Here is a 21524-nt window from a genome sequence, read left to right on the forward strand (position 1 = left end):
GTTGTTTCATTTATTGAAAAACTTATTAAATAAATCAAAGAGGTGTTTATTAATGACAGTTGAATTAGATGAAATGGTTTCCTTGTTCAAAAAAGAGCTCGCATTATGTAAATTAAAGCCGACTGAAACAATGGCTGTATTAACCTCTGGAGAGATTAGGGCCGATTATGCGAAAGCGTTTTTAACGGCAGCTTCACAAATCGGAGCGAACGCCTTTGAATTGAAACTTCCACCAGTCAAAAATGCAAGTAAAGATACTTTTGGAATAACCCCATTGACTGATAATCGAGTTGCTGTGGAATGTTTAAAAAAGGCGGATCTTGTTATTGACTTAGTTCTCCTTTTATTTTCTAAAGAACAGTTAGAACTTCAAGATGCAGGTGTTAGAATCTTGCTGGTTGTTGAACCATTTGATGTGATCAAAAGAATGTTCCCAAAAGAATCCGATAAAGAGAGAGTACTATATGCAACCGAACTATTAAGAAACGCAAAAGAACTAAGGGTAACCAATAAGGCAGGAACAGATGTGAAATACCAATTAGGACAATACCCAATCCTTACCGAATATGGATATGCGGATGAGCCAGGAAGATGGGATCACCTGCCAAGCTGTTTTGCTGCAGCAACGTCCAACGATGGTGGAGTTGATGGAATTGTTGTTATGGATAAAGGTGATATCTTCTTCCCTTTTAACAGATATTTACAAGATCCAATTGAGTTAACCATTAAAGATGGTTTTGTAACAAAGATTGAAGGCGGATTTGATGCCATGCTGATGAAGGAGTATATAGAAAGCTTTAATGATCCACGCGCTTACGCAATATCACACATCGGATGGGGGCTGAACGAAAGAGCTCAATGGCACAGTTTGGCGTTTGATGATCAAGTATTTGGAATGGATGGGCGTGCTTTTTATGGAAATGTCTTATTCTCTTTAGGGCCCAACTCTGAATTAGGCGGAAATAATGATACCCCATGTCATCTTGATTTACCAATGAAAAATTGTACATTATACCTTGATGGTAAGCTAATCGTTAAAGATGGTGATATTGTTATAGACGAGATGAAACCTGTAAAACCACAGCACGCTTAATTATATAAATTTGTAAAGTAATTATTTTAAAGATTAATAGGAGGCTACACATGAAAAAGAATTACCGAGTTGGTTTAATTGTTCCTAGTTCAAATACAACCATGGAGACCGAAATTCCAGCCATGTTGCAGCAAAGATCACAACTTAAAGATGATTGTTCCTTTACCTTTCACTCCAGCCGGATGAGAATGATGCATGTAACAAAAGAAGAATTGAAGAAAATGGATAGTGACAGTGATCGTTGTGCTTTGGAATTGTCTGATGCTCGCTGCGATGTTCTGGCTTATGCCTGTTTAGTGGCCATCATGGCCCAAGGGTGTAACTATCATGTGTCTTCTGAGAGCCGGTTGTCAGAAGTAGTAGCAGAAAATGGAGGAGCTTCTCCTGTTATTAGCAGTGCTGGCGCTCTAGTAGCAGGAATCAAGGAGCTGGGAGTGAAGAAAGTCGCAATCATTACTCCTTATATGAAGCCTTTAACGAATATGGTCATTGAGTATTTGAACGATGCAGGAATCGAAGTGACGGATTCAATAAGTTTAGAGGTTCCGGATAATCTGGAAGTGGGGAAACTCGATCCTATGAGGCTTATTGATATTGTTGACAATTTAGATGTGAGCCAAGCGGAGGCAGTGGTCCTATCCGCCTGTGTTCAAATGCCGTCCTTACCGGCAATCCAGCCGGTTCAGAATAAAATAGGGCTGCCTGTACTTTCTGCAGCTACTGCAACGGTATACCAGATTCTCAAATCGCTTGAGTTGGATCCAATTGTACCAAATGCCGGGGGTTTATTATCTGGTAATATTAAAGTTTAAAACTGTGAAAAAGCACTGTTGTAAAGGGATTTGTTACTTTTTCCTTTATAAAAATAATATTGGGGTGATTTAAAGAATGAAGAAGTCTTTGGTTGTGGGTATTGTCGGTGGTGGTATTGGCGGGATAGCTTTGGCTCGAGCTTTGAGGCAGCGTGGTATTTCTTTTCAATTGTTTGAACAAGCTTCGGAATTCAGGGAGGTTGGCGCTGGAATCCAAATGACTCCTAATGCTGTCAAGGTATTGAACTCACTAGGCCTAGATAACGAGATTGATAGAGTTGGTTTCTTGCCAGAAGCGATGGTGGGTCGTGGTTGGGAGACAGGTGAGGAATTATTTCGTACTCCCTTAAAGGGTACATTTGATAGACTTTTTGGTGCAGCGTACTATCATTTGCACCGAGCTGATCTACACAGTATCTTAGCAGAAGAGTTACCAGAAGAGTGCATTACTTACAATGTCAAATGTGTAGATGTAATACAAAAAGGTGAAAAGGCAGTTGCTGTTTTTGATAATGGAGAAGAGTTCGAGGCTGACCTGATTGTAGGCGCTGACGGAATACGTTCTGCTGTCAGGGGAGCATTGTGGGGCAATGATGATCCGACGTTTACTGGTCACATGTGTTGGCGTGCGCTTGTTCCGGTCGACAAGCATCCCTTGCCTTTCGTTCAGCCAGCAGCATCATTCTGGTTTGGTCCAAAAGCACACGTGGTAACCTACTACGTCAAGGGTGGTAAGGCAGTAAATATTGTTGCTTGCAAAGAAACAAATGAGTGGGTGAAAGAATCATGGACTGAGCCAAGTTCAACTAAGGAACTATTAGAAGCGTATGATGGTTGGCACTCTGATTTGATAAGTCTTTTCGAACGTACAGATAATTCACAGGTTTTTAAGTGGGGATTGTATGACCGTGATCCTATGGAGAAGTGGTCCAAAGGGAATGCGACACTCCTGGGTGACGCTGCACATCCTATGCTTCCGTACTTATCTCAAGGTGCTGCTATGGCTATAGAAGATGCTTATGTCCTTTCTGAAGCACTAGATCATTTCGAAGGGGACGTAGCCATGGCATTAGAAGCGTATGAAAAAGAGCGCCGCAATCGAACAAGGGATGTGCAACTTCAAGCACGTGAAAGAGGTCGTACCTATCATCTGGATTCTCCTGAGGAGCAGCGCAAGCGTGATCTAGAATTACGGGAAAGGCAGACCCAAAATCCTAATGCTGTTGGTATTAGTGCTGAGTGGGTATATGAATATGATGCGACTTCATGTCGTCAGCGTTTTGGGACATCTAAGGCTCAAGTATAAGGAACGATTAACGCCAAAATGAAAAAATACTCTGGTTGTTGTTTACCTCTAATGACTGGCTATTCTCTGATATAGAAAGGTAATACTGCTTAAAATGAAAAAGGAGGCGTATTGATGTTAAAACTTAAGTCCATTATTGTCTGTTTAGCGATACTTTTGGTTATTACAGGGTGCTCAAGCAATGGTTCCACCTCTGGGGAAGCAGAAAGTACAATGACAATTGCTTATGTAGGCGGACTTAGTGGTCCTACAGCAGCGTTTGGAATTCCAACATTTGAAGCAGTAGAGTATGCAATCAAAGAGGTTAACGAGAATGGCGGAATTAACGGAAAGACAGTAAAACTCGTGAAGGAAGACGATGAAGGAAATCCATTTAAAGGGCAGCAAGCCATTGATAAATTTGCAAATGAAGAAATTCAGTATGTCATTAGTGGATCGAGCAGTGCTGTAGCATTATCTCAGGTAGCTAAGGTCAAACAAAATAACATGATTGCTGTATCGCCTATTGCATCTGACCCAAAGGTTGTCTCAAAAGATCCTCGCTTTTTTGTGAATTTAGCTAACAATAACCAGTTTGGCTGGTCATCTGCTTTTTATGCGGCTAAAGAAATGGGAGTTAAAGAAGTGATTGCCTTTGTGCGGGATGATACCTATGGAACAAGTGTATTAAAGGCTTTCAAAGAAAAGTATGAGAAAAATGGCGGCAAGATTGTCAAGGAATATAAATACCCAATAGATGCAAAGGATTTTAATTCTTATATTAGTGAGGGTATCAACGATTATCCAAATGCTGCAATTTTTGCCACTGGGTATGCAGCGGATAGCGGTCTAATCGCCAAGCAGGCCAGAGCAATTGGATATGACAAGCCGATTTTTGCAACGAATCCAATTTCTAACCCTCAGTATTTTGAGATATCCGGGGATGCATCGAATAATACCTATGTATCTTCTGCCTATATTTCTAGTGAAACCATTGGGGATGAAACAAAAAACTTTATTGAAGCTTGGAAGTCAAAATTTAATTTGGAACCAAACGTATATCAGGTCCATGGATACGATGCTGTCTATATCCTGAAGTCAGCAATTGAAAAAGCAGATAGCTTAGACACAGCTAAGGTTCAAAAAGAATTGTTGAAAATCAAAGACTATGTTGGAGCATCAGGTGTTACAAGCTTTAATTCTGATGGATCATCTACCAAGCCTATTTATATTATCAAGTGGGATAATGGATCCTTAAAATTGGAGAAGACACTAGAACCTGGTTCCTATTAAGGGGGGATATCGTGTACTTAGATATATTAGTAAGTGGACTAGCCGTTGGCTGTATTTATAGTTTGATCGCTATGTCTTATAGTTTGATTTTTCGCTCTTCTGGAGTGCTAAATATTGGGACCGGCGAGTTTGTTATGGTTGGTGGCCTAGTTGGCTATTCAGTTATCAGCACTTTGACGACAAATTATTATTTGTCGATTATTATCGCTATGGTAATTGCAGGTACTGTTGGTTACTTAGCCAATACTTTAGTTTTCCATCCTATCCAAAAGCGAGGTGGTCAGGACGTTCACGTCCTGATTGCCAGCATTGCAATTCTAATCAGTTTGCCCCAAATAGGTGCCCTGTTATGGGGGGCTGAGCCTTTAAGCTTCCCAAACAACATTTCACAGGGTCAAGTTAACTTGGGTGTAACACAAATCTCCGGAATGAGTTTTCTGATTATTCTATTAAGTTTTGCGATCATGATAGTCTTCCAGGTCTTTTTCCGATTTACGCGTCTTGGTCAAGCGATGCGTGCCATTGCAGATGATCGAATTATGTCTCAATTGCTAGGTGTCAATAACCATAAGTACATCGCAATAATCTTTTTAATCGCTGGAGGATTGACAGGAATAGCTGGTGTGTTGCTTGGTCCCATTTATTATGCTTCATATGATATGGGAACAATTGGGGTCAAAGCTTTTGCTGCCGCTGTTGTTGGAGGATTTGGCAATGTGACGGGTGCAGTAATTGGAGGGATTTTGCTAGGCCTGATTGAAGCATTTGGCGGGACCATGGTCAGTTCGCAGTTTCGGGATTTAATTTTATATGGGATATTAATCGCAGTTATGTTATTCCGACCTACTGGTATATTAGGAATTAAACAACGGAGGGATACTGCATGATGAATCAATCCGTATTAAAGAAATATGGCACATTGATCGGTGCTCTGGGTATTTTATTAGTCATCGCACTCTTTGTACAATCGAATTATATGCTATCTTTACTTTCTCAAGCAGTAATCTATACGATACTGGCAGTTTCTTTGCAGTTGATTTTTGGATATGCCGGCCAGGTAAGCATGGCGCATGCTGGTTTTTTTGGAATCGGTGCATATACCTCAGCTATACTGACCTATCATTATGATTGGAATTTTGTCCTCGCTTTTTTGATGGCAGGGGTAGTGGCAGCAATCGTATCGCTCATTCTATCACCGATGGCCAAGCTGGGTGAAATCTATTTTGCAATGTCCACCTTAGCGTTCAATCTTATTTTGACCATTGTTTTTGCCAATGGTGGAAACCTCACGGGGGGATGGAATGGACTTCCGGGTATTCCATTTCCGAATATTTTCGGCTGGGTTGTTGATTCGAAGAAGGAATTTTTCATTTTAGCTTCCATAGTACTCATCGTTCAGTATCTATTTATGATCCGGTTAACTGAGGGAAGACTCGGCCGTAATTTTCGTGCCATTCGCGATAACCAGTTGGCCGCTTCTTCACTTGGAATCAATATCGGGTTAACAAAAATAAAAGGGTTCATTTTAGGATGTTTCTGGGCAGGTTTAGCAGGAAGTGTCATGGTACATATGTATGCTTTCGTCAGTCCAGAACCGTTTTCCTTTCATGAATCCATTACGGTTATCCTAATGGTAGTGTTAGGGGGACTGGGATCATTTGTTGGAGCCTTGTTTGGAGGATTTGGGATTACCTTCTTAAATGAAGTGTTGAAAGAAATTCCGCTTTATCGACCAATATTTTATGGATTGTTTATCGTAGTAATGATGATTTTTTGGCCAAACGGACTATATGGTTTGGTTAAGAAATTTCAAAAACAGACAAAGGAAACCCTTATTAAGTACACCAAAATAAATCTGAGCTTAAAAAAGTATTTATCCCAATCCAAGGATACGAACCAGACCATTTTGAAAATGGATCATGTTACAAAACAATTTGGGGGTGTTGTAGCCCTTGATAATGTTGACTTGGAAGTAAAGCAAGGTCAGGTCTTCGGTTTGATTGGCCCGAATGGGGCTGGGAAAACAACCTTTATCAATACCATAACGGGCTTAGAGAAGCCGACAATAGGAAAGGTTACTTTCTTGGACGAAGACATTAGCGGCAAGCCGATGTATTACGTTGGAGCCAAAGGAATGGTGCGAACCTTTCAAACTAGCAAACTCTTTAACAGTATGACGGTAGTAGAAAACGTTATGGTTGGAACATCGACGATACTTAAGAATGATATCGGGATGGCTATTTTGCAAAATAAGGAGTACCACATTGAAGAGCAGAAAGCATATAGCATTGCCATGAGTATAGTAAATCTTGTGGGGTTGGAAGATAAAGCGTTCGATTTATGTGCCAATCTCTCATATGGACATCGCCGTTTGGTTGAAATTGCAAGGGCACTGGCATCCCAGCCTAAGGTTCTGTTTTTGGATGAACCTGCAGCTGGCCTTAACCTAAAAGAGAGGGAAAATTTAAAAGACTTGATCATCCGCTTGCGTAATGAATTTGGTATTACAATTTTCATTGTAGAACATGACTTGAATCTATTATCCAAGATTTGCGACCATATGGCCGTCCTTAACTTCGGAAAGAAAATTGCGGATGGATTGCCTCAAGCTGTAGTTAATGATCCTGAAGTTATTCAAGCCTATTTGGGAAGGAGAGATAAAAAGCATGCTTAATGTTGAACATCTCCAAGCTTTTTACGGAAATGCGCAGGCACTTGAAGATATAAGCTTTACAGTGAATGAAGGGGAAATTGTCTGTCTCATTGGAAACAATGGGGCAGGGAAGTCCACCACTTTGATGTCGATTAGCGGAATTATTAAACAGAAGCAAGGAACAATTCAGTTTAACGGGGAGGATATAAGCCAGCTTCCCGCTCATAAAATTGTATCAAAAGGAATTATTCAGGTACCGGAAGGAAGAAGAATTTTTCCAACCTTAACAGTAGAAGAGAATTTGAAAATTGGAGGTTTTCTCAAGGGGAAAATAAGCAAAGCTAGACTGGAAGAAATCTATAGCATCTTTCCACGTTTGAAAGAGCGTCGCAAACAACTAGGAGGCAGCTTGAGCGGCGGGGAACAGCAAATGCTGGCGATTGGCCGTGCAATGATTGGAGAACCGAAACTTCTAATGCTCGATGAACCATCCCTAGGCTTAGCGCCGCAAATCATCGATATGATCTTTGATTCTATTATTGCACTTCGCAAGTCTGGTATGACGATACTGCTCATTGAACAAAACGCGGAGCTTGCATTGGATGTTTCTGATCGGGCGTATGTCGTAGAACTAGGAAAATGTGTCTTATCCGGTGAATGCGAAGTCTTAAGAAATGATCAGCAAATCCAATCAATTTATTTAGGGCAGCATGAACAGGAATCAGTGGTTTAGAGGATAGGACAGTAGATACTTCCTTAGGTTAGTAAAAGGTAAAGGAGAGACTGCTTTGAATTCGTTTATAAAGGATAGTCCATTTGAAGATATTTATTTAAAAGGTATGGATGTGAACATCCACTTATTAGCCAAAGGTGATAAAAAAGGTATTCCCTTGATTCTACTTCCGGGGATCACTAGCTATTGCTATTCATTTGCTCAGTTAATGAAACAAATACCAGATGAATACTACTGTATTTCTATGGATGTACGCGGACGTGGAACATCAAGCTGGCCGGATCAAGGATATAAACTGAAAAATTATGTGGACGATTTGTTGTTAGTTATTAATTATCTAGTATCGAATCCGGTTGCCCCGATTCTCGTTGGCCATTCAATGGGAGCAAGGATCGCAGCGGCCTTTGCCAGTGAGTATCCTAAGCTTGTTTCCGGATTGGTTTTGATTGATCCCCCGATTAATGGACCTGGCCAGCGAGAGGTATATCCTAACCCCTTAGAGGAAATGTTCCTAAAGCAAAAGCAAGCGGTTGAAGAAGGACAAATTGGCCTTTTTCGTTCCTACCTTCCGCCTGAATTCACTGAGGAGCAGGTCCAACAACGAGCAGAGGAATATCGCAATGTGTCGGAAGCAGCTATTATCGAATCGTATGAATCACTATTGAAAGAACCTTTTCATGCTCATTTGAAGAACGTATCTAATCCTGTTTGTTTACTTGCTGCAGAGTTTGGGGATACGATTCGGGAGGAAGAATTATCTCTCATTCAAAGAATGAATCAGGTTATCGAAACCCAAAGGATAAAAGGTGTTGGTCATATGATCTATAAAGAAGATCCTGCGTCCGTTGTAAGTGCCACGATTGCTTTTATCAATAAGCATATAGCTCCCATAACTTCTTAATATGGTTTAGTGAGGGCAGGGCGGGGTGTTAGCTGAACACTATAACATAGACACATCAAATCGTTAAATCGAAAATCGTTTGAATAAAGGATATAACTCACTGCATTGCGTAGTGAGTTTTTTATGTTTCTGTAATTAATACTATTATAAAGATAAAAAATGAAACCTAATCCGCTTTGATTCGTAGATAGTAATAATAGCTCTTCTATCGCTCGGGGGGATTAGATGAAATTATTGCTTAGTGTTACCTTATTAATAGTAATTGTGTACCATTGCTCTAAGTTTGTTCAGCTCTTAATAAAAATGAACCAAAAGATAGTTCTGCCATCAACGAAAGAGGAAATGTTGACCATTCGGAAATACCCTCAGAAAGCAGTTGTTGAACCGACCCTTTCTAAACATAAAGTTGGTATAATCGTATACTTTTTAATGTTAATTTACTTAATGGCAATGCTTATAATCGGAACAGTGAATAAAAATATTGAATGGTCATTTTACTTGTTGTTATTCCTTCCCTTGATCTATTCACATAACCTATTAAATGTATTTGCCAGCGTGGATGGAGGCCTGCTGAGCGGAAGTCAGTTTGTTAAGTGGAAAAGTATAAAATCCTTTGAGTTTATCCCCATTAATCCAAACCATAAATTTTATGGCTACTCCAAAGAGGTCAACAACGGATATGAATTGAAAGTTAAGACAAAAGTCTTTCCAATCAGTTGTATCGTTACCTCAGAAGGAACCAAAAAGAAGTTGACCAAGCTTCTAAGTGAAAATGCAGCGGCCATTCAAAATAACTCCCAACTAAAAAAAGTATAAAACTCACAAAAATGTTTGTGAGTTTTTTTATGTGCATCCAGAGGTGCATCCAGAGGGACGGTTCTGATGGTCAGATTATGATAAAACCAACTTGTAAAAAATACCACAAGAACCGTCCCCATGGCTCCTAGACCATAGTCTGAAAATATTAAAAAATTTACTAGTATAGTAGTTTTATGCTAGAATTTATTTTGCTGAATCTTATTTTAAGAGCGGGGGACCCACTGTATGATTGCGGATATTTCCGCTATTGGTGAATTCCTAAAATGAAGGGGCTTAATGTTTCCTATAGTCCTAACCTGAAAGCTAACCTCGTAAGCAATGGAGTGGAAACAGTATGATAGAATAGTATTTCGGCTTTAGCCGGTTATTTGTGTTATATATCGTATCTATTTGTTTCCCTTACCTCAGAAAGTCGTTTATTTTTAAAAAAATCAACAAGAAGGTAGGGTATGTGATGAAAAAAATCAAATCCAGTTTAGCACTTCAAATTTTTATCGGTCTTGTATTAGGGATAGTTGTCGGTGGGATTTTCTATGGAAGTGAAAGTGCACAAAGTGTCTTACAGCCATTTGGAGATCTGTTTATCCGCTTAATTAAAATGATTGTAGTGCCAATTGTCCTTTCTAGTATTATCGTGGCCATAGCAGGTGTTGGTGATCTAAAATCTGTTGGTAAGTTAGGTGCAAAATCACTGACTTATTTTATTGGAATGACATTAATTGCAATTGCAGTCGGACTTGTTTCCGCTAATATATTCCAGCCTGGTGCGGGACTAAATATGGAAAAGCTAGAGCAAACAGATATTTCAGGCTACGTACACACATCAGAAGAACAAGAAGGTAAATCAATTACTGATACACTACTTCATATTGTTCCAACCAATCCGGTTCAAGCCATGGTAGAAGGCGATATGCTGGCAATTATTTTCTTTGCCGTTGTATTCGGACTTGGAATTGCAGCCATTGGAGAAAAAGGAAAACCGGTTTTGCGTGTCTTTGAAGGTGTGGCTAGTGCCATGTTTTATGTGACCAACTTATTTATGAAATATGCTCCAATCGGTGTTTTTGCATTAATCGGTGTAACGATTTCTAAATATGGTTTTGCATCACTTCTTCCATTAGGTAAGTTAGCTCTTACGGTTTATGGAACCATGATTTTCTTTGTTATTGTTGTTTTAGGTTTGATGGGTAAAATTGTTGGTTTAAATATCTTTAAATTATTAAAGATGATCAAAGAAGAGTTAATCTTAGCTTTTTCAACTGCAAGTTCGGAAACCGTACTTCCGAAAATTATGGACAAAATGGAGCAAGCAGGAAGTCCAAAACACATTGCATCTTTCGTCATTCCAACAGGTTACTCCTTTAATTTGGATGGATCTGTTTTATATCAAGCAATTGCATCCTTATTTATCGCCCAAATGTATGGTATTGAATTAAGTATTGTACAGCAAATTACATTAATGCTAGTCTTAATGGTAACATCTAAAGGCATGGCAGGAGTACCTGGTGTATCTTTTGTGGTGCTTCTAGCTACATTTAGTACCATTGGTTTACCTGCTGAAGGTTTAGCCTTTATTGCTGGTATTGACCGTATTTTAGATATGGGCCGTACTGCGGTTAACGTGGTAGGAAATTCATTGGCGGCGATTGTTGTCGCTAAATGGGAAGGCCAATTTAACCCTCCAGCTGAAGTAGAAAATATTAAAAAAGCTTCATAATCTATTCTATTTGATATAATCCTATTTATGGAAAAATGCTTCATAATAATCAAGACTTTCAACGTTAAATGTTGAAGGTCTTTTTTATGTTAAATCATAAGTGGTGTTAGGTTTACCAAGGATAACGTTGAACTTACTAAAATATCATATGGACGTTAGTAATGAATATAAAGTATGATTAAAATTGAGAAAATTATAACTAGTATATCAGAATATATCAATATAATTGAAAGTAACGACAAATTAGGAGGTTTTATGAGATTTAGAACAAAGCTCTATGCGAGCATAGGATCATTGCTTTTATTCATTACAATTATCGTTATAGTATTGATGAACATGCTTGAACAATCAACAGTAAAAATGAACGTGGTAATTAATGACATCAATGAGAGAATCGAAATTGCTTCCAGGATTAAAGAAGAAACTTCAACCATGTCAAACGTATTAATGACCATACTAAAAGATCGGGGCGAACAGGTTAATCCAGATTTGTTGAATGTATGGGAAAATTCAAATTCAAATTTACAAGTTGCGATAGATGCACTGGAGAAAAAGGATCACCAAGAGAAATCTCAGGAACTCATTGGTAAACTTAGAATCTTACATGGATCTTATCAAAATATGGGGCAGCAGGCGTTAATGGAAAGAAACCTTAATCCTAACGCTGAACTTACGGTTGATTTAATGGCTGACTTTGATCTATTCAGTCAAAGAATGGCTCAAATGGCAGAACTGCTGCATGGTTTACAAGAACAAGGAATGAAAAATGAACTGTTACGTTCAAGAGATACCTATAATTGGGCAGTTGAAAATATCTATATCTACCTTGTGATTGGTTTATTCATCGGTATAGGTTTTGCGATCTGGATCATAAAAAGCACGAGCAACAACCTTAACAAGGTAACAGAAGTGATGAAACAGGCAACGGCCAGTGATTTTGACACCCTGCCACGGATTGAAATCATTTCAAAAGGTGAACTGAGTGAAATCGCTCAGGTCTATAATAAAATGGCACGTGCCCTGGAGAAACATAGCAAAAACGAGAAGCAATTAAAAGAAGAAGCAGAGGAGCAAAGCTGGCTGAATACAAATATTGCTGAAATAGCAACACTTTATCCCGAAGTGGAAAGTGTGCAGACACTAGCAGATATGTTAATCACAAAGCTAGTACCAATGGTAGGGGCGAGCTATGGTGTTTTCTATTTAAAGGAAGTGAAAAAAAGTGAACAGTATTTAACTAGAATGTCTTCCTTTGCATCTATGCCTGGTGAACAAGAACGTAAGCAATTCCTTTTAGGTGAGGGATTAATTGGGCAATGTGCACAGTTAAAGCGTCCCATTCATTTAAACCAAGTTCCCGCCGATTATCTAAAAATTGGTTCAGGTTTAGGAGAAGCTCCTCCGAAAACGATTATGATTTTACCCGTATTATTTGAAGAACAAGTACTAGCAGTGATTGAAATTGCCTCTTTTGCGACGTTGACTCCCTTACATATAAAGCTGCTTGAAGAAGTAAATAATAATTTAGGGATAAAAATCAATAGTATTATCAACCACATGAAGGTAGAACAATTATTACAAGAATCACAAGCCTTGACAGAAGAACTGCAAGCACAATCAGAGGAGCTTCAGATGCAGCAAGAGGAGCTAAGGACGACAAATGAAAAACTAGAGGAACAGTATGAAGCATCTAAACAAAAGAACTTTGAAATTCAGGAGGTCAGTGCGGCACTGGAAGAAAAAGCTCAGCAGCTGGAGCTAAGTTCTAAATATAAATCCGAGTTTCTAGCTAATATGTCTCATGAACTAAGAACTCCATTAAACAGTTTGCTCATTCTAGCACAGATTCTCTCTGAAAATGGAGAAGGGAATCTGACTGCCAAACAGCAGGAATACATTAAAACCATTCACTCGTCCGGCAATGATTTATTGAATTTAATCAATGATATATTAGATTTGGCCAAAGTAGAGTCTGGTAAACTAGATGTAATTTCTAAGGAAGTAGAGTTAAATCAGTTAAGAGATTTTATCTATCGTCAATTTTCGCCAGTGGCAAGTCAGAAGAAAGTAGATTTCTCGATTGACATGGATAGTGAGTTACCGATGATGTTCTATACGGATGAGCAGCGACTGCAGCAAATCCTTAAAAATCTACTATCCAATGCATTTAAATTTACGGAAAGCGGCCATGTCTCATTACAAATCTCTGAAGCTATGAAAAATAGTCCCCTGAATAGGGGCGAAGAACCACGAATGGAAATGATGCTCGCTTTTTCCGTGATTGATACAGGCATTGGCATCGAAGAAGCAAAACATGAAACGATTTTTGATGCTTTTAAACAAGCAGATGGAACGACAAGCCGCCAATATGGCGGAACGGGATTAGGCTTATCCATCAGCCGGGAGATTGCTCAGTTACTAGGCGGGTTTATAGAAGTCTCAAGTGAAATTGGGAAGGGAAGTACATTTACGCTCTATTTGCCAAATCGTCAAATCAATAACAAAATGGTCAAAATAGCAGGTGCTCGGACGGAAGCAGCGGTCAGTTTGGAAGAGAACTATTTAGTGCATACGAATTCACATCAGGTTGTCATGGAAGACCACATGCTTACACATGGGAAGTCAATCCTGAAACATAAGAAGGTCCTTATTGTCGATGATGATATCCGTAACGTATATGCCTTAACCATTGCACTCGAAAATCATGATATGGAGATTTTGGTGGCCGAAAACGGCAGAGAAGCGTTGGAGGTGCTAAAAGAGCATTCTGATACCGACCTGATTTTAATGGATATTATGATGCCGGAAATGGATGGGTTTGAGGCCATTCAACATATTCGAAAGATAAGCATTTTTGAGACCATACCAATCATCGCCCTTACAGCAAAGGCAATGAAACACAGTAAGGAAGAATGCCTGGAGGCAGGTGCAACTGATTATATTAGTAAGCCGATTAACTTGGATCAGTTGTTTTCATTAATGCAAGTTTGGCTGTTCACGAAGGAGGGGTAAAAAATCGCACAGGTAAAATCACATGAATCTGGTAAGTTGGTACAGGATGAAGAAATTGAGAGAATCGAAATCGATTTATTACTAGAGGCTATGTTTCGATATTATGGGTATGATTTTAGAAATTATGCCCTCCCATTCATTCAACGGAGGATTAACCATCGCGTTCAGATTGAGAGACTATCAAGTATATCTGCACTCCAGGAAAAAATCCTTCGTGAACCTAGTGTGATGGCAAGGTTACTTTCCGATTTCTCAATCAATGTGACGGAGATGTTTCGGGATCCATCCTTTTTTAAGAGTATCCGAACGAATGTGGTCCCTTTATTAAAGAAATATCCGTTGATTAAAATTTGGCATGTGGGTTGTTCTTCCGGTGAGGAAGTATATTCCATGGCTATACTTCTGCATGAAGAAGGGATCTTTGATAAAACGAGGATCTATGCCACCGATATTAATAAGAATATCCTTGAAAGAGCTAAACAGGGTACCTTTCCGTTAGAAGGAATGAAGCTCTATACCAAAAACTATATTGAAGCCGGAGGGAAACGTGCCTTTTCTGAATATTACAAAGCTATTGACGACAAGGTTTGTTTCCATCCCTTTCTGCAGAAAAATATGGTCTTTGCCCAGCATAATGTTGTTACCGATCATTCTTTTAACGAGTTTGATATGATCATTTGCCGAAATGTACTCATTTATTTTAATAAGAACCTGCAAAATGATGTTCATCAATTACTATACGAGAGCCTAAGCACCACAGGTTTTCTTGGCCTAGGAAAAAGAGAGGGGGTAAAATTTACACGTTATGAAGACTGTTATGGAGAATTTGATGGACCCGAAAGAATCTACAGAAAAGTTAAATAATACATCTGCTCAAAAAGTGAATATTCTAATGGTGGATGATCATCCAGAAAACCTTCTTGCATTAGAAGCAGTACTCACTTCACCAAGCTACAATCTAATTAGTGCTCATTCAGGAAAAGAAGCCTTAAAATGTATGCTTAAACATGATTTTGCGGTGATTTTACTAGACGTTCAAATGCCGGGGCTGAATGGCTTCGAAACGGCCAAGCTGATAAAGGCGAGAGAAAGAACAAAAAATATCCCTATTATCTTTATTACAGCCATTAGTCAAGAAATGGAACATGTTCATCAAGGATACTCAGTTGGGGCGATCGATTATATTTTTAAACCCTTTCAGCCGGAAACCTTGAAAAAGAAAATTGAACAGTTTGTCAAAATCCATCAGAATCATCAAGAAAATATCATTCAAACAGATTTAGGACATTTGCTTGAGCTAAATAAGGTTAACAAAAGGCTGGACAGAACCACCCTGAATTTACGTCGCACAGAGGCATTATCAAAAGCCATAAGTGAAACAATCACCGATACGATCGTCACGTTTGATAATCAAGGGTGTATTCTTTCCGTAAATCCGGCTGTCCACAGCATGTTTGGCTATCAGGTAAAGGAATTGGTGGATAGACACGTTCTGAAGCTTTTTCCGCAATGGGAGACTGAAGTGTTAGCTGATTCATCCACGTTCCTTTCATCGATGAAACAATCGGCAGGAAAAATTATTGAAGTAATTGCTTGTAAAAAGGATAAAAGCTGCTTCAATGCGGATCTGTTAATTGCCTCAACCATCATTGAGGATGAACAGATATTTGTTTGTACCATACGTGATGTAACAGAACGAAAGCAAATAGAAGAAGCGAAAAAACAAAGATTTCATAATTTAGAACATCTTGTGAATGAGCGGACACGTGAACTGACCAAGTCAAATAAGGAATTGCAAAAAGAAATAGAAGAACGAAAAAAAATTGCCGACCATCTGGTCCGTTCCCAAGAAAGGTCTCGAAAGATCTTTGAATCCAGCCCTTGTTTATTGGCGATTTTATCACAAAAAGATCTAACCTTTATTGAAGTCAATACCAGTTGGACAACCTATATCGGTTATAGTGCTGAAGAATTAATCAATCAAAAAATAAATCGTATGAATTTTATGGATGATGCAACGGAGATGGTTATTGATTTTACTAAGAAGAGTAGAAACAAGAAAATTAGGTATGAGACGAAAAACGGAGAAGTTCGATCAGGTTTATTATCGACTGAATTGATTGATATCGATTCCGAACCATGTTTGTTGATTGTATTGACAGATATTACGGACAGGGTACACCTGGAAAATGAAATGTACCGTTTAGACCGCTTAAATTTAATCGGTGAGATGGCAGCCGGTATTGCCCATGAAATCAGAAATCCGATGACAACGGTTCAAGGGTTTTTACAATTAACCAGGAATAAAGTCGATAAGTTATCGACGGATATCATTGATTTAATGCTAGAGGAATTGAACAGAGCAAACTCTATCATTACAGAATTTCTGAATCTAGCAAAAAATAAAATCAGTGTCAAAAAGAAGCAAAGTTTGAACGCGATTATTGAAGCTCTTTTTCCTCTGATTCAAGCAGAAGCATTACGTTCAAATAAACAGCTTAAGCTTGAATTGGAAGAATGCCCTGATATCTCACTGGATGAAAAAGAAATTCGCCAGCTCATCTTGAATATTGCCTTAAATGGGTTGGATGCCATGAATTCTAATGGGGTTTTGACGATTAAAACCTATAAAGAGAATGAAACCGTACTTCTTCAAATAAAAGACCAAGGTCAGGGAATCAGCCCAGAAGTATTATCAAAAGTAGGGACACCTTTCTTTACAACAAAGGAAACAGGAACAGGTTTGGGGTTAGCCATTTGTTACAGTGTAGCCAAAAGGCATGATGCCCAAATTGAAATTGATACGAGTGATGCAGGTTCCACATTCTCTATCCAATTTCAGCTCATTCCCAGCTTAATCAACACGTAAGTTCATTCTTAATAGTGAGAAAGGGGGAAGGATGCCTTGTTTAAAAAAGGGAAAATGATGGTGGTTATGGCTGCTATCATTACTGTCTTTGTTCTAGGTTTTATATCACTAACCTATGCTGATAAAAAGCCGACAGTGGTTGTGGTGTTAAAAGAAGGAAACTCAGAATACTGGAGAATTATGAAAGCCGGTATAGAAAAAGGGTTTAAAGACTTTGACATTGATGGACGTGTGTTGGTTCCTAGTCAAGCAACAGATCAAGAACAGGCAGATTTATTAAAGATGATCTATCAGGAAAAACCTGATGTGATTGTCACCGCACCGATTAGTACATCTGTAAGCCCAGCTTTAGAAACGTTTACGGATGTACCAGTTTTGCTGGTGGATACCGACATTCCTTTAAAGAACAAAACAGCGTATATAGGAACAGATAATCTGGATTTAGGTAAAAAGGCAGGAGCCTTTTTAGCCTCACAGCTGCAGCCAGGGGATAAGATTGCCATCATTGGAGGTAATCTATCTTTCTCTGTTTTTGAGGAGCGGATTAAGGGAGCTAAAATTTCTTTACAGAATGCTGGAATCACCATTTCATATGAAAAATCAGGGGTACCGGATGATTCTAAGAAAATTCAAGGGGTGATAGCAAACCTTTTGCGTGACCAGCCTGATATTAAGGGTGTGGTGACCACAAATGACACGATTGCGCTGCCGGTTATTAAGGAATTAGTGAAAGAGGGACTCTCAATCCCTGTCATTGGACCGGATGGTCTTACCGAAATGCTAGAATTTATTGCAGATGAAACCATTCCTGGAACCATGGCCCAAAACCCATATGATATGGGATACTTAAGCGTTGAAACAGCCATGAAAGTGATAAATGGTGAAAACGTAGAAAAATTCGTCGACAGCGGTGTAGATATAATCATAAAAGAGAACGCACAAAATAGACTAAATTTTTATGAAAAACTAGTGAAGTAAGTCTAAAACCTAGAGGAAGCCCAGAGGGACGGTTCTCTTGGCCCACTTATTGCCTAAAGTGGACCAAGAGAACCGTCCCTCTGGTTTTGTGCCTCTGGTCTTGTTTAACTTGTACGTTCATGTTTGTTGGTGAACTCCTAGAAGTTGTTCGACAAGTTTATTTCTGCTATTGTGAAATTTATGAATTTATAGTATTGTTTAATAAGTGAATAGCTTACATAATAATGTATGTAAGCGGTTTACTGATTGTATGTACAACTTTATTGAGATTGGGGGAATATAAGTATAAGTTATTTGTTTGGTGGATAACTGGTCCGTATATTTGCATCTGTGAAACTACATAAAAGATGTTTTTTCTACTCTATTATCCTTAAAAACAAGGATAGGATTACCTTGTGTATTCTGAATTTTGGGTAAATTTAACTATAGGCTAATGTCTATTCTCTCTTGTAATAGTTTGGTAGTCAGCGAGGTCAAAAATGATTGCGCTAACATAGGAGGAAAGAAAAAAATGAAAATTCATTTTAAAAGATTGCTATTTATTTCTCTAGTATTGCTGTTGTTAATTCCAAGCGGTGTTTTGGGCAACGAGAAACCAAGTAATACAAGTAATGCTGAACCACTTGAGTTTCGAAATGCTTCGGTTCATGACCCTTCCATCATTAAAGATCCCAAAACGGGAACCTATTATGTATATGGTTCGCACATTGACGGTGCAAAATCAACAGACTTAATAAATTGGGATCGATTTACCAATGGCTATACCACCCCGAATAATAAAGTGTATGGCGATTTGTCAGCAAACTTGGCTGAGTCCTTTAAATGGGCTGGAGAAAATGATTCAGACTCAAGAGGCGGATATGCCGTTTGGGCTCCGGATGTTTTTTGGAATAAACATTACGTAAATGAAGATGGTACAAAGGGTGCCTATATGATTTACTATTGTGTGTCTTCCACTTATATCCGTTCTGCTATCGGGATAGCAGTGTCAAAAAATATTGAAGGACCGTTCAAATATGTTGACACGATTATGTATTCAGGATTTACCAACAAAAATGTTTCTGACCGAAACAGCACTGTAAACAAGCACTGGGAAAATACCAATCTCGCAGATCTTATTGAAGATGGTGTGATCGATGAGGTAAATCCAGATTGGTTTACAGCAAATGGAGAATACAATAATAAACTTTACACCAACGCGATTGACGCCAACATTCTTCAAGCTAAAAATAATAAGTTATATATGACATACGGCTCTTGGTCCGGTGGTACGTTTATTTTAGAATTAGATAAGAAAACAGGGCTTCCGAAATATCCAGGTAAAGATGGAAAAACAGAAGATGGCCGAATGATTGACAGATATTTCGGTACTAAAATTGCTTCTGGCTACGGACGTTCTGCTGAAGGAACGTACGCTGTATATGATAAGGAAGCCGGCTATTATTACCTTTACATTACTTATGGCGGCCTTGCATCTGATGGCGGTTATCAGATGAGACAATTTAGATCTAAGAATCCTGACGGTCCATACGTCGACGCAAAAGGAAACCCTGCTGTGTTCCCAGAATCATTTGATCTCGGTGTAGGTAACTTCCCGAGTAATAAGGATCATAAAGATATAGGGAATAAAATGATTGGAAACTTCCTATTTAAAAGAGACCTTGGCGAAGCGGGCACAGGAATTGGTACAGGCTACCTTTCTCCAGGTCATAACTCCTATCTAATTGATGAAGAACTAGGTAAGGAATTTATTGTTACTCATGCTCGTTTCCCGCAGCAAGGGGAAATGCACGAAGTCCGAGTACACCAAACCTTTAAGAACAGTAAACAATGGCCGGTTCCGACACCATACCGTTATGCTGGTGAAACCATTAAAAAGGTTTATGAAGGTGTTGTGACGGGTGACTATAAATTCATTAACCATGGAAAAGAAATCACTGGCAGCTTAACTGAGTCTACTTGGGTGAAATTAAACAGTGATTACACGATTTCTGGTGCGGTTACAGGAACATGGAAGCTTTACGGAAATTACAGAGCAGCGCTAACCATTGATGGTGAAGGTACGTATGATGGTGTGTTTATCCGCCAATACGACCCTACTTCGGAGCAATGGGTGATGACGTTTAGTGCGATGTCCGATGAAGGAATCGTGATTTGGGGAAGTCATGTGGATGCTTCTTCAGATGAAGAATTAGTAGAAGCGATCAAACAGGAATTAAGTACTACTTTCCCAACTACTGTTATTAGTGATGTAACGTTGCCAACTGTAGCGACAAGAGGAGCAGAAATTACTTGGGAATCTTCAAATCCTGAGGCAGTGTCTGTTGATGGAGAGGTAACACGTCCAAATGCAGAAACTGAAGATGCAGTGGTTGACTTAACCGCGACGATTACATTCGGGGAAGCAACAGAAACATTAACAGTTAGCGTAACCGTGCTCAAAAAGGAACAAGGCGGCTTAGCAGCTTTCTACGACTTTAACGCGGGTCTTAAAGACGCTTCTGGTAAAAAAGCGGACGCAACCATGACAGGAGACCGATTAAATAATACAGGCGGACAAATTACATTTGCTGAAGGTAAAGTGGGGCAAGCTGCTAAATTTGATGGGAATTCTGGATTGCGTTTAGATAACGGCTTAATTACGGGTGATACTTACACGGTGTCATTGTGGCTAAAGCCAGAGCAGATTACTGAATTTACAACCTCTTTCTTTGGGGCAGAAACAGCGAATAATTGGATTAGTGTTGTACCAAAAACTGGATGGGGAAATACGATGGTATGGTCCCATAACGGCGACCAATGGTATGACGCCGTAACAGATAGGACTATACCTGCAGGTGAGTGGTCGCATCTTACTTTAACGGTAAAAGAAGGCGAAGTAGTGTTTTATGTCAATGGTGCAGCTAAGTATACAGGGACCAACTTCCCGAATGTATTTACCTCCATTGATGCCGAATTTGGGTTAGGGGTGAACTACTGGGATATTCCTTTTAAAGGATTAATGGATGAAGTACGTGTGTATGACGGATTAGCCCTTCCGGCAGAACAAGTACAATCTCTTTACGAAAATCCTGCTCAACCAGTTCAATAGAATTATAACCCATTAAAGGTGATACTCTTTCTGTATCACCTTTTTGGGTTGTATGATTTTGATTGATTATGGAAAAGTTTGTTCCATTTTTACCATAAAGCGTACAGTTTCTACAAAAAAGTGTACAGGTTATACAAAAAAGTGTACAGGTTATACGAAAAAGCATACAGCTTCTACAAAAAACTAAACAGTTTATACGAAAAAGCATACAGCTTCTACAAAAAACTAAACAGTTTATACGAAAAAGCATACAGCTTCTACAAAAAAC

Annotated in this window: 15 protein-coding genes and 1 riboswitch; all 15 genes read left to right on the forward strand. The window is 39.0% G+C overall.

Features of this window, described 5'->3' with window-relative positions:
• Positions 1-52: 52 nt before the first annotated feature.
• The 15 genes from H0184_RS16830 to H0184_RS16900 all read left to right on the forward strand — a co-directional run bounded on the left by H0184_RS16830 (position 53) and on the right by H0184_RS16900 (position 21256).
• Positions 53-1093 (forward strand): M29 family metallopeptidase, encoded by a 1041-nt coding sequence (locus H0184_RS16830; RefSeq protein WP_221827145.1) that lies wholly within the window; start codon positions 53-55, stop codon positions 1091-1093.
• 50 nt (positions 1094-1143) lie between these two features.
• Complete coding sequence (locus H0184_RS16835) at positions 1144-1905, forward strand: maleate cis-trans isomerase family protein (protein ID WP_313771782.1); 762 nt, start codon at positions 1144-1146, stop codon at positions 1903-1905.
• Between the two features lie 94 nt (positions 1906-1999).
• On the forward strand, positions 2000-3211 hold the full coding sequence (locus H0184_RS16840) for an FAD-dependent monooxygenase (RefSeq protein WP_313771783.1): 1212 nt from the start codon (positions 2000-2002) through the stop codon (positions 3209-3211).
• A gap of 114 nt (positions 3212-3325) precedes the next feature.
• The gene (locus H0184_RS16845) at positions 3326-4483 is read left to right on the forward strand and encodes an ABC transporter substrate-binding protein (protein WP_221827147.1); all 1158 of its coding nucleotides are present in this window, start codon (positions 3326-3328) and stop codon (positions 4481-4483) included.
• Between the two features lie 11 nt (positions 4484-4494).
• Positions 4495-5370, forward strand: coding sequence for a branched-chain amino acid ABC transporter permease (locus H0184_RS16850; protein ID WP_313771784.1), 876 nt, complete (start codon positions 4495-4497; stop codon positions 5368-5370).
• The gene (locus tag H0184_RS16855; RefSeq protein ID WP_221827149.1) at positions 5367-7157 is read left to right on the forward strand and encodes a branched-chain amino acid ABC transporter ATP-binding protein/permease; all 1791 of its coding nucleotides are present in this window, start codon (positions 5367-5369) and stop codon (positions 7155-7157) included. The genes H0184_RS16850 and H0184_RS16855 overlap by 4 nt, the downstream gene beginning before the upstream one ends.
• Positions 7150-7869, forward strand: coding sequence for an ABC transporter ATP-binding protein (locus H0184_RS16860; protein ID WP_221827150.1), 720 nt, complete (start codon positions 7150-7152; stop codon positions 7867-7869). The genes H0184_RS16855 and H0184_RS16860 overlap by 8 nt, the downstream gene beginning before the upstream one ends.
• 55 nt (positions 7870-7924) lie before the next feature.
• The gene (locus H0184_RS16865; RefSeq protein WP_260631612.1) at positions 7925-8770 is read left to right on the forward strand and encodes an alpha/beta fold hydrolase; all 846 of its coding nucleotides are present in this window, start codon (positions 7925-7927) and stop codon (positions 8768-8770) included.
• 225 nt (positions 8771-8995) lie between these two features.
• Positions 8996-9586 (forward strand): hypothetical protein, encoded by a 591-nt coding sequence (locus H0184_RS16870; protein WP_221827151.1) that lies wholly within the window; start codon positions 8996-8998, stop codon positions 9584-9586.
• 182 nt (positions 9587-9768) lie between these two features.
• Positions 9769-9922: riboswitch (cyclic di-AMP (ydaO/yuaA leader) on the forward strand.
• Positions 9923-10043: 121 nt separating this feature from the next.
• Complete coding sequence (locus H0184_RS16875) at positions 10044-11306, forward strand: cation:dicarboxylate symporter family transporter (protein WP_221827152.1); 1263 nt, start codon at positions 10044-10046, stop codon at positions 11304-11306.
• A gap of 255 nt (positions 11307-11561) precedes the next feature.
• A complete protein-coding gene (locus H0184_RS16880; protein ID WP_221827153.1) occupies positions 11562-14318 on the forward strand; it encodes a response regulator in 2757 nt (918 codons plus the stop codon).
• Between the two features lie 36 nt (positions 14319-14354).
• The gene (locus H0184_RS16885; protein ID WP_221827154.1) at positions 14355-15182 is read left to right on the forward strand and encodes a CheR family methyltransferase; all 828 of its coding nucleotides are present in this window, start codon (positions 14355-14357) and stop codon (positions 15180-15182) included.
• Positions 15148-17187, forward strand: a complete 2040-nt coding sequence (locus tag H0184_RS16890; RefSeq protein WP_221827155.1) for a PAS domain S-box protein — start codon at positions 15148-15150, stop codon at positions 17185-17187. The genes H0184_RS16885 and H0184_RS16890 overlap by 35 nt, the downstream gene beginning before the upstream one ends.
• 36 nt (positions 17188-17223) lie before the next feature.
• The gene (locus H0184_RS16895) at positions 17224-18165 is read left to right on the forward strand and encodes a sugar ABC transporter substrate-binding protein (protein WP_221827156.1); all 942 of its coding nucleotides are present in this window, start codon (positions 17224-17226) and stop codon (positions 18163-18165) included.
• Positions 18166-18676: 511 nt separating this feature from the next.
• Complete coding sequence (locus H0184_RS16900; protein ID WP_221827157.1) at positions 18677-21256, forward strand: lipocalin-like domain-containing protein; 2580 nt, start codon at positions 18677-18679, stop codon at positions 21254-21256.
• Positions 21257-21524: the final 268 nt, after the last annotated feature.

It is taken from the genome of Neobacillus niacini (assembly GCF_019749295.1).
Lineage (GTDB): Bacteria > Bacillota > Bacilli > Bacillales > Cytobacillaceae > Neobacillus > Neobacillus niacini_D.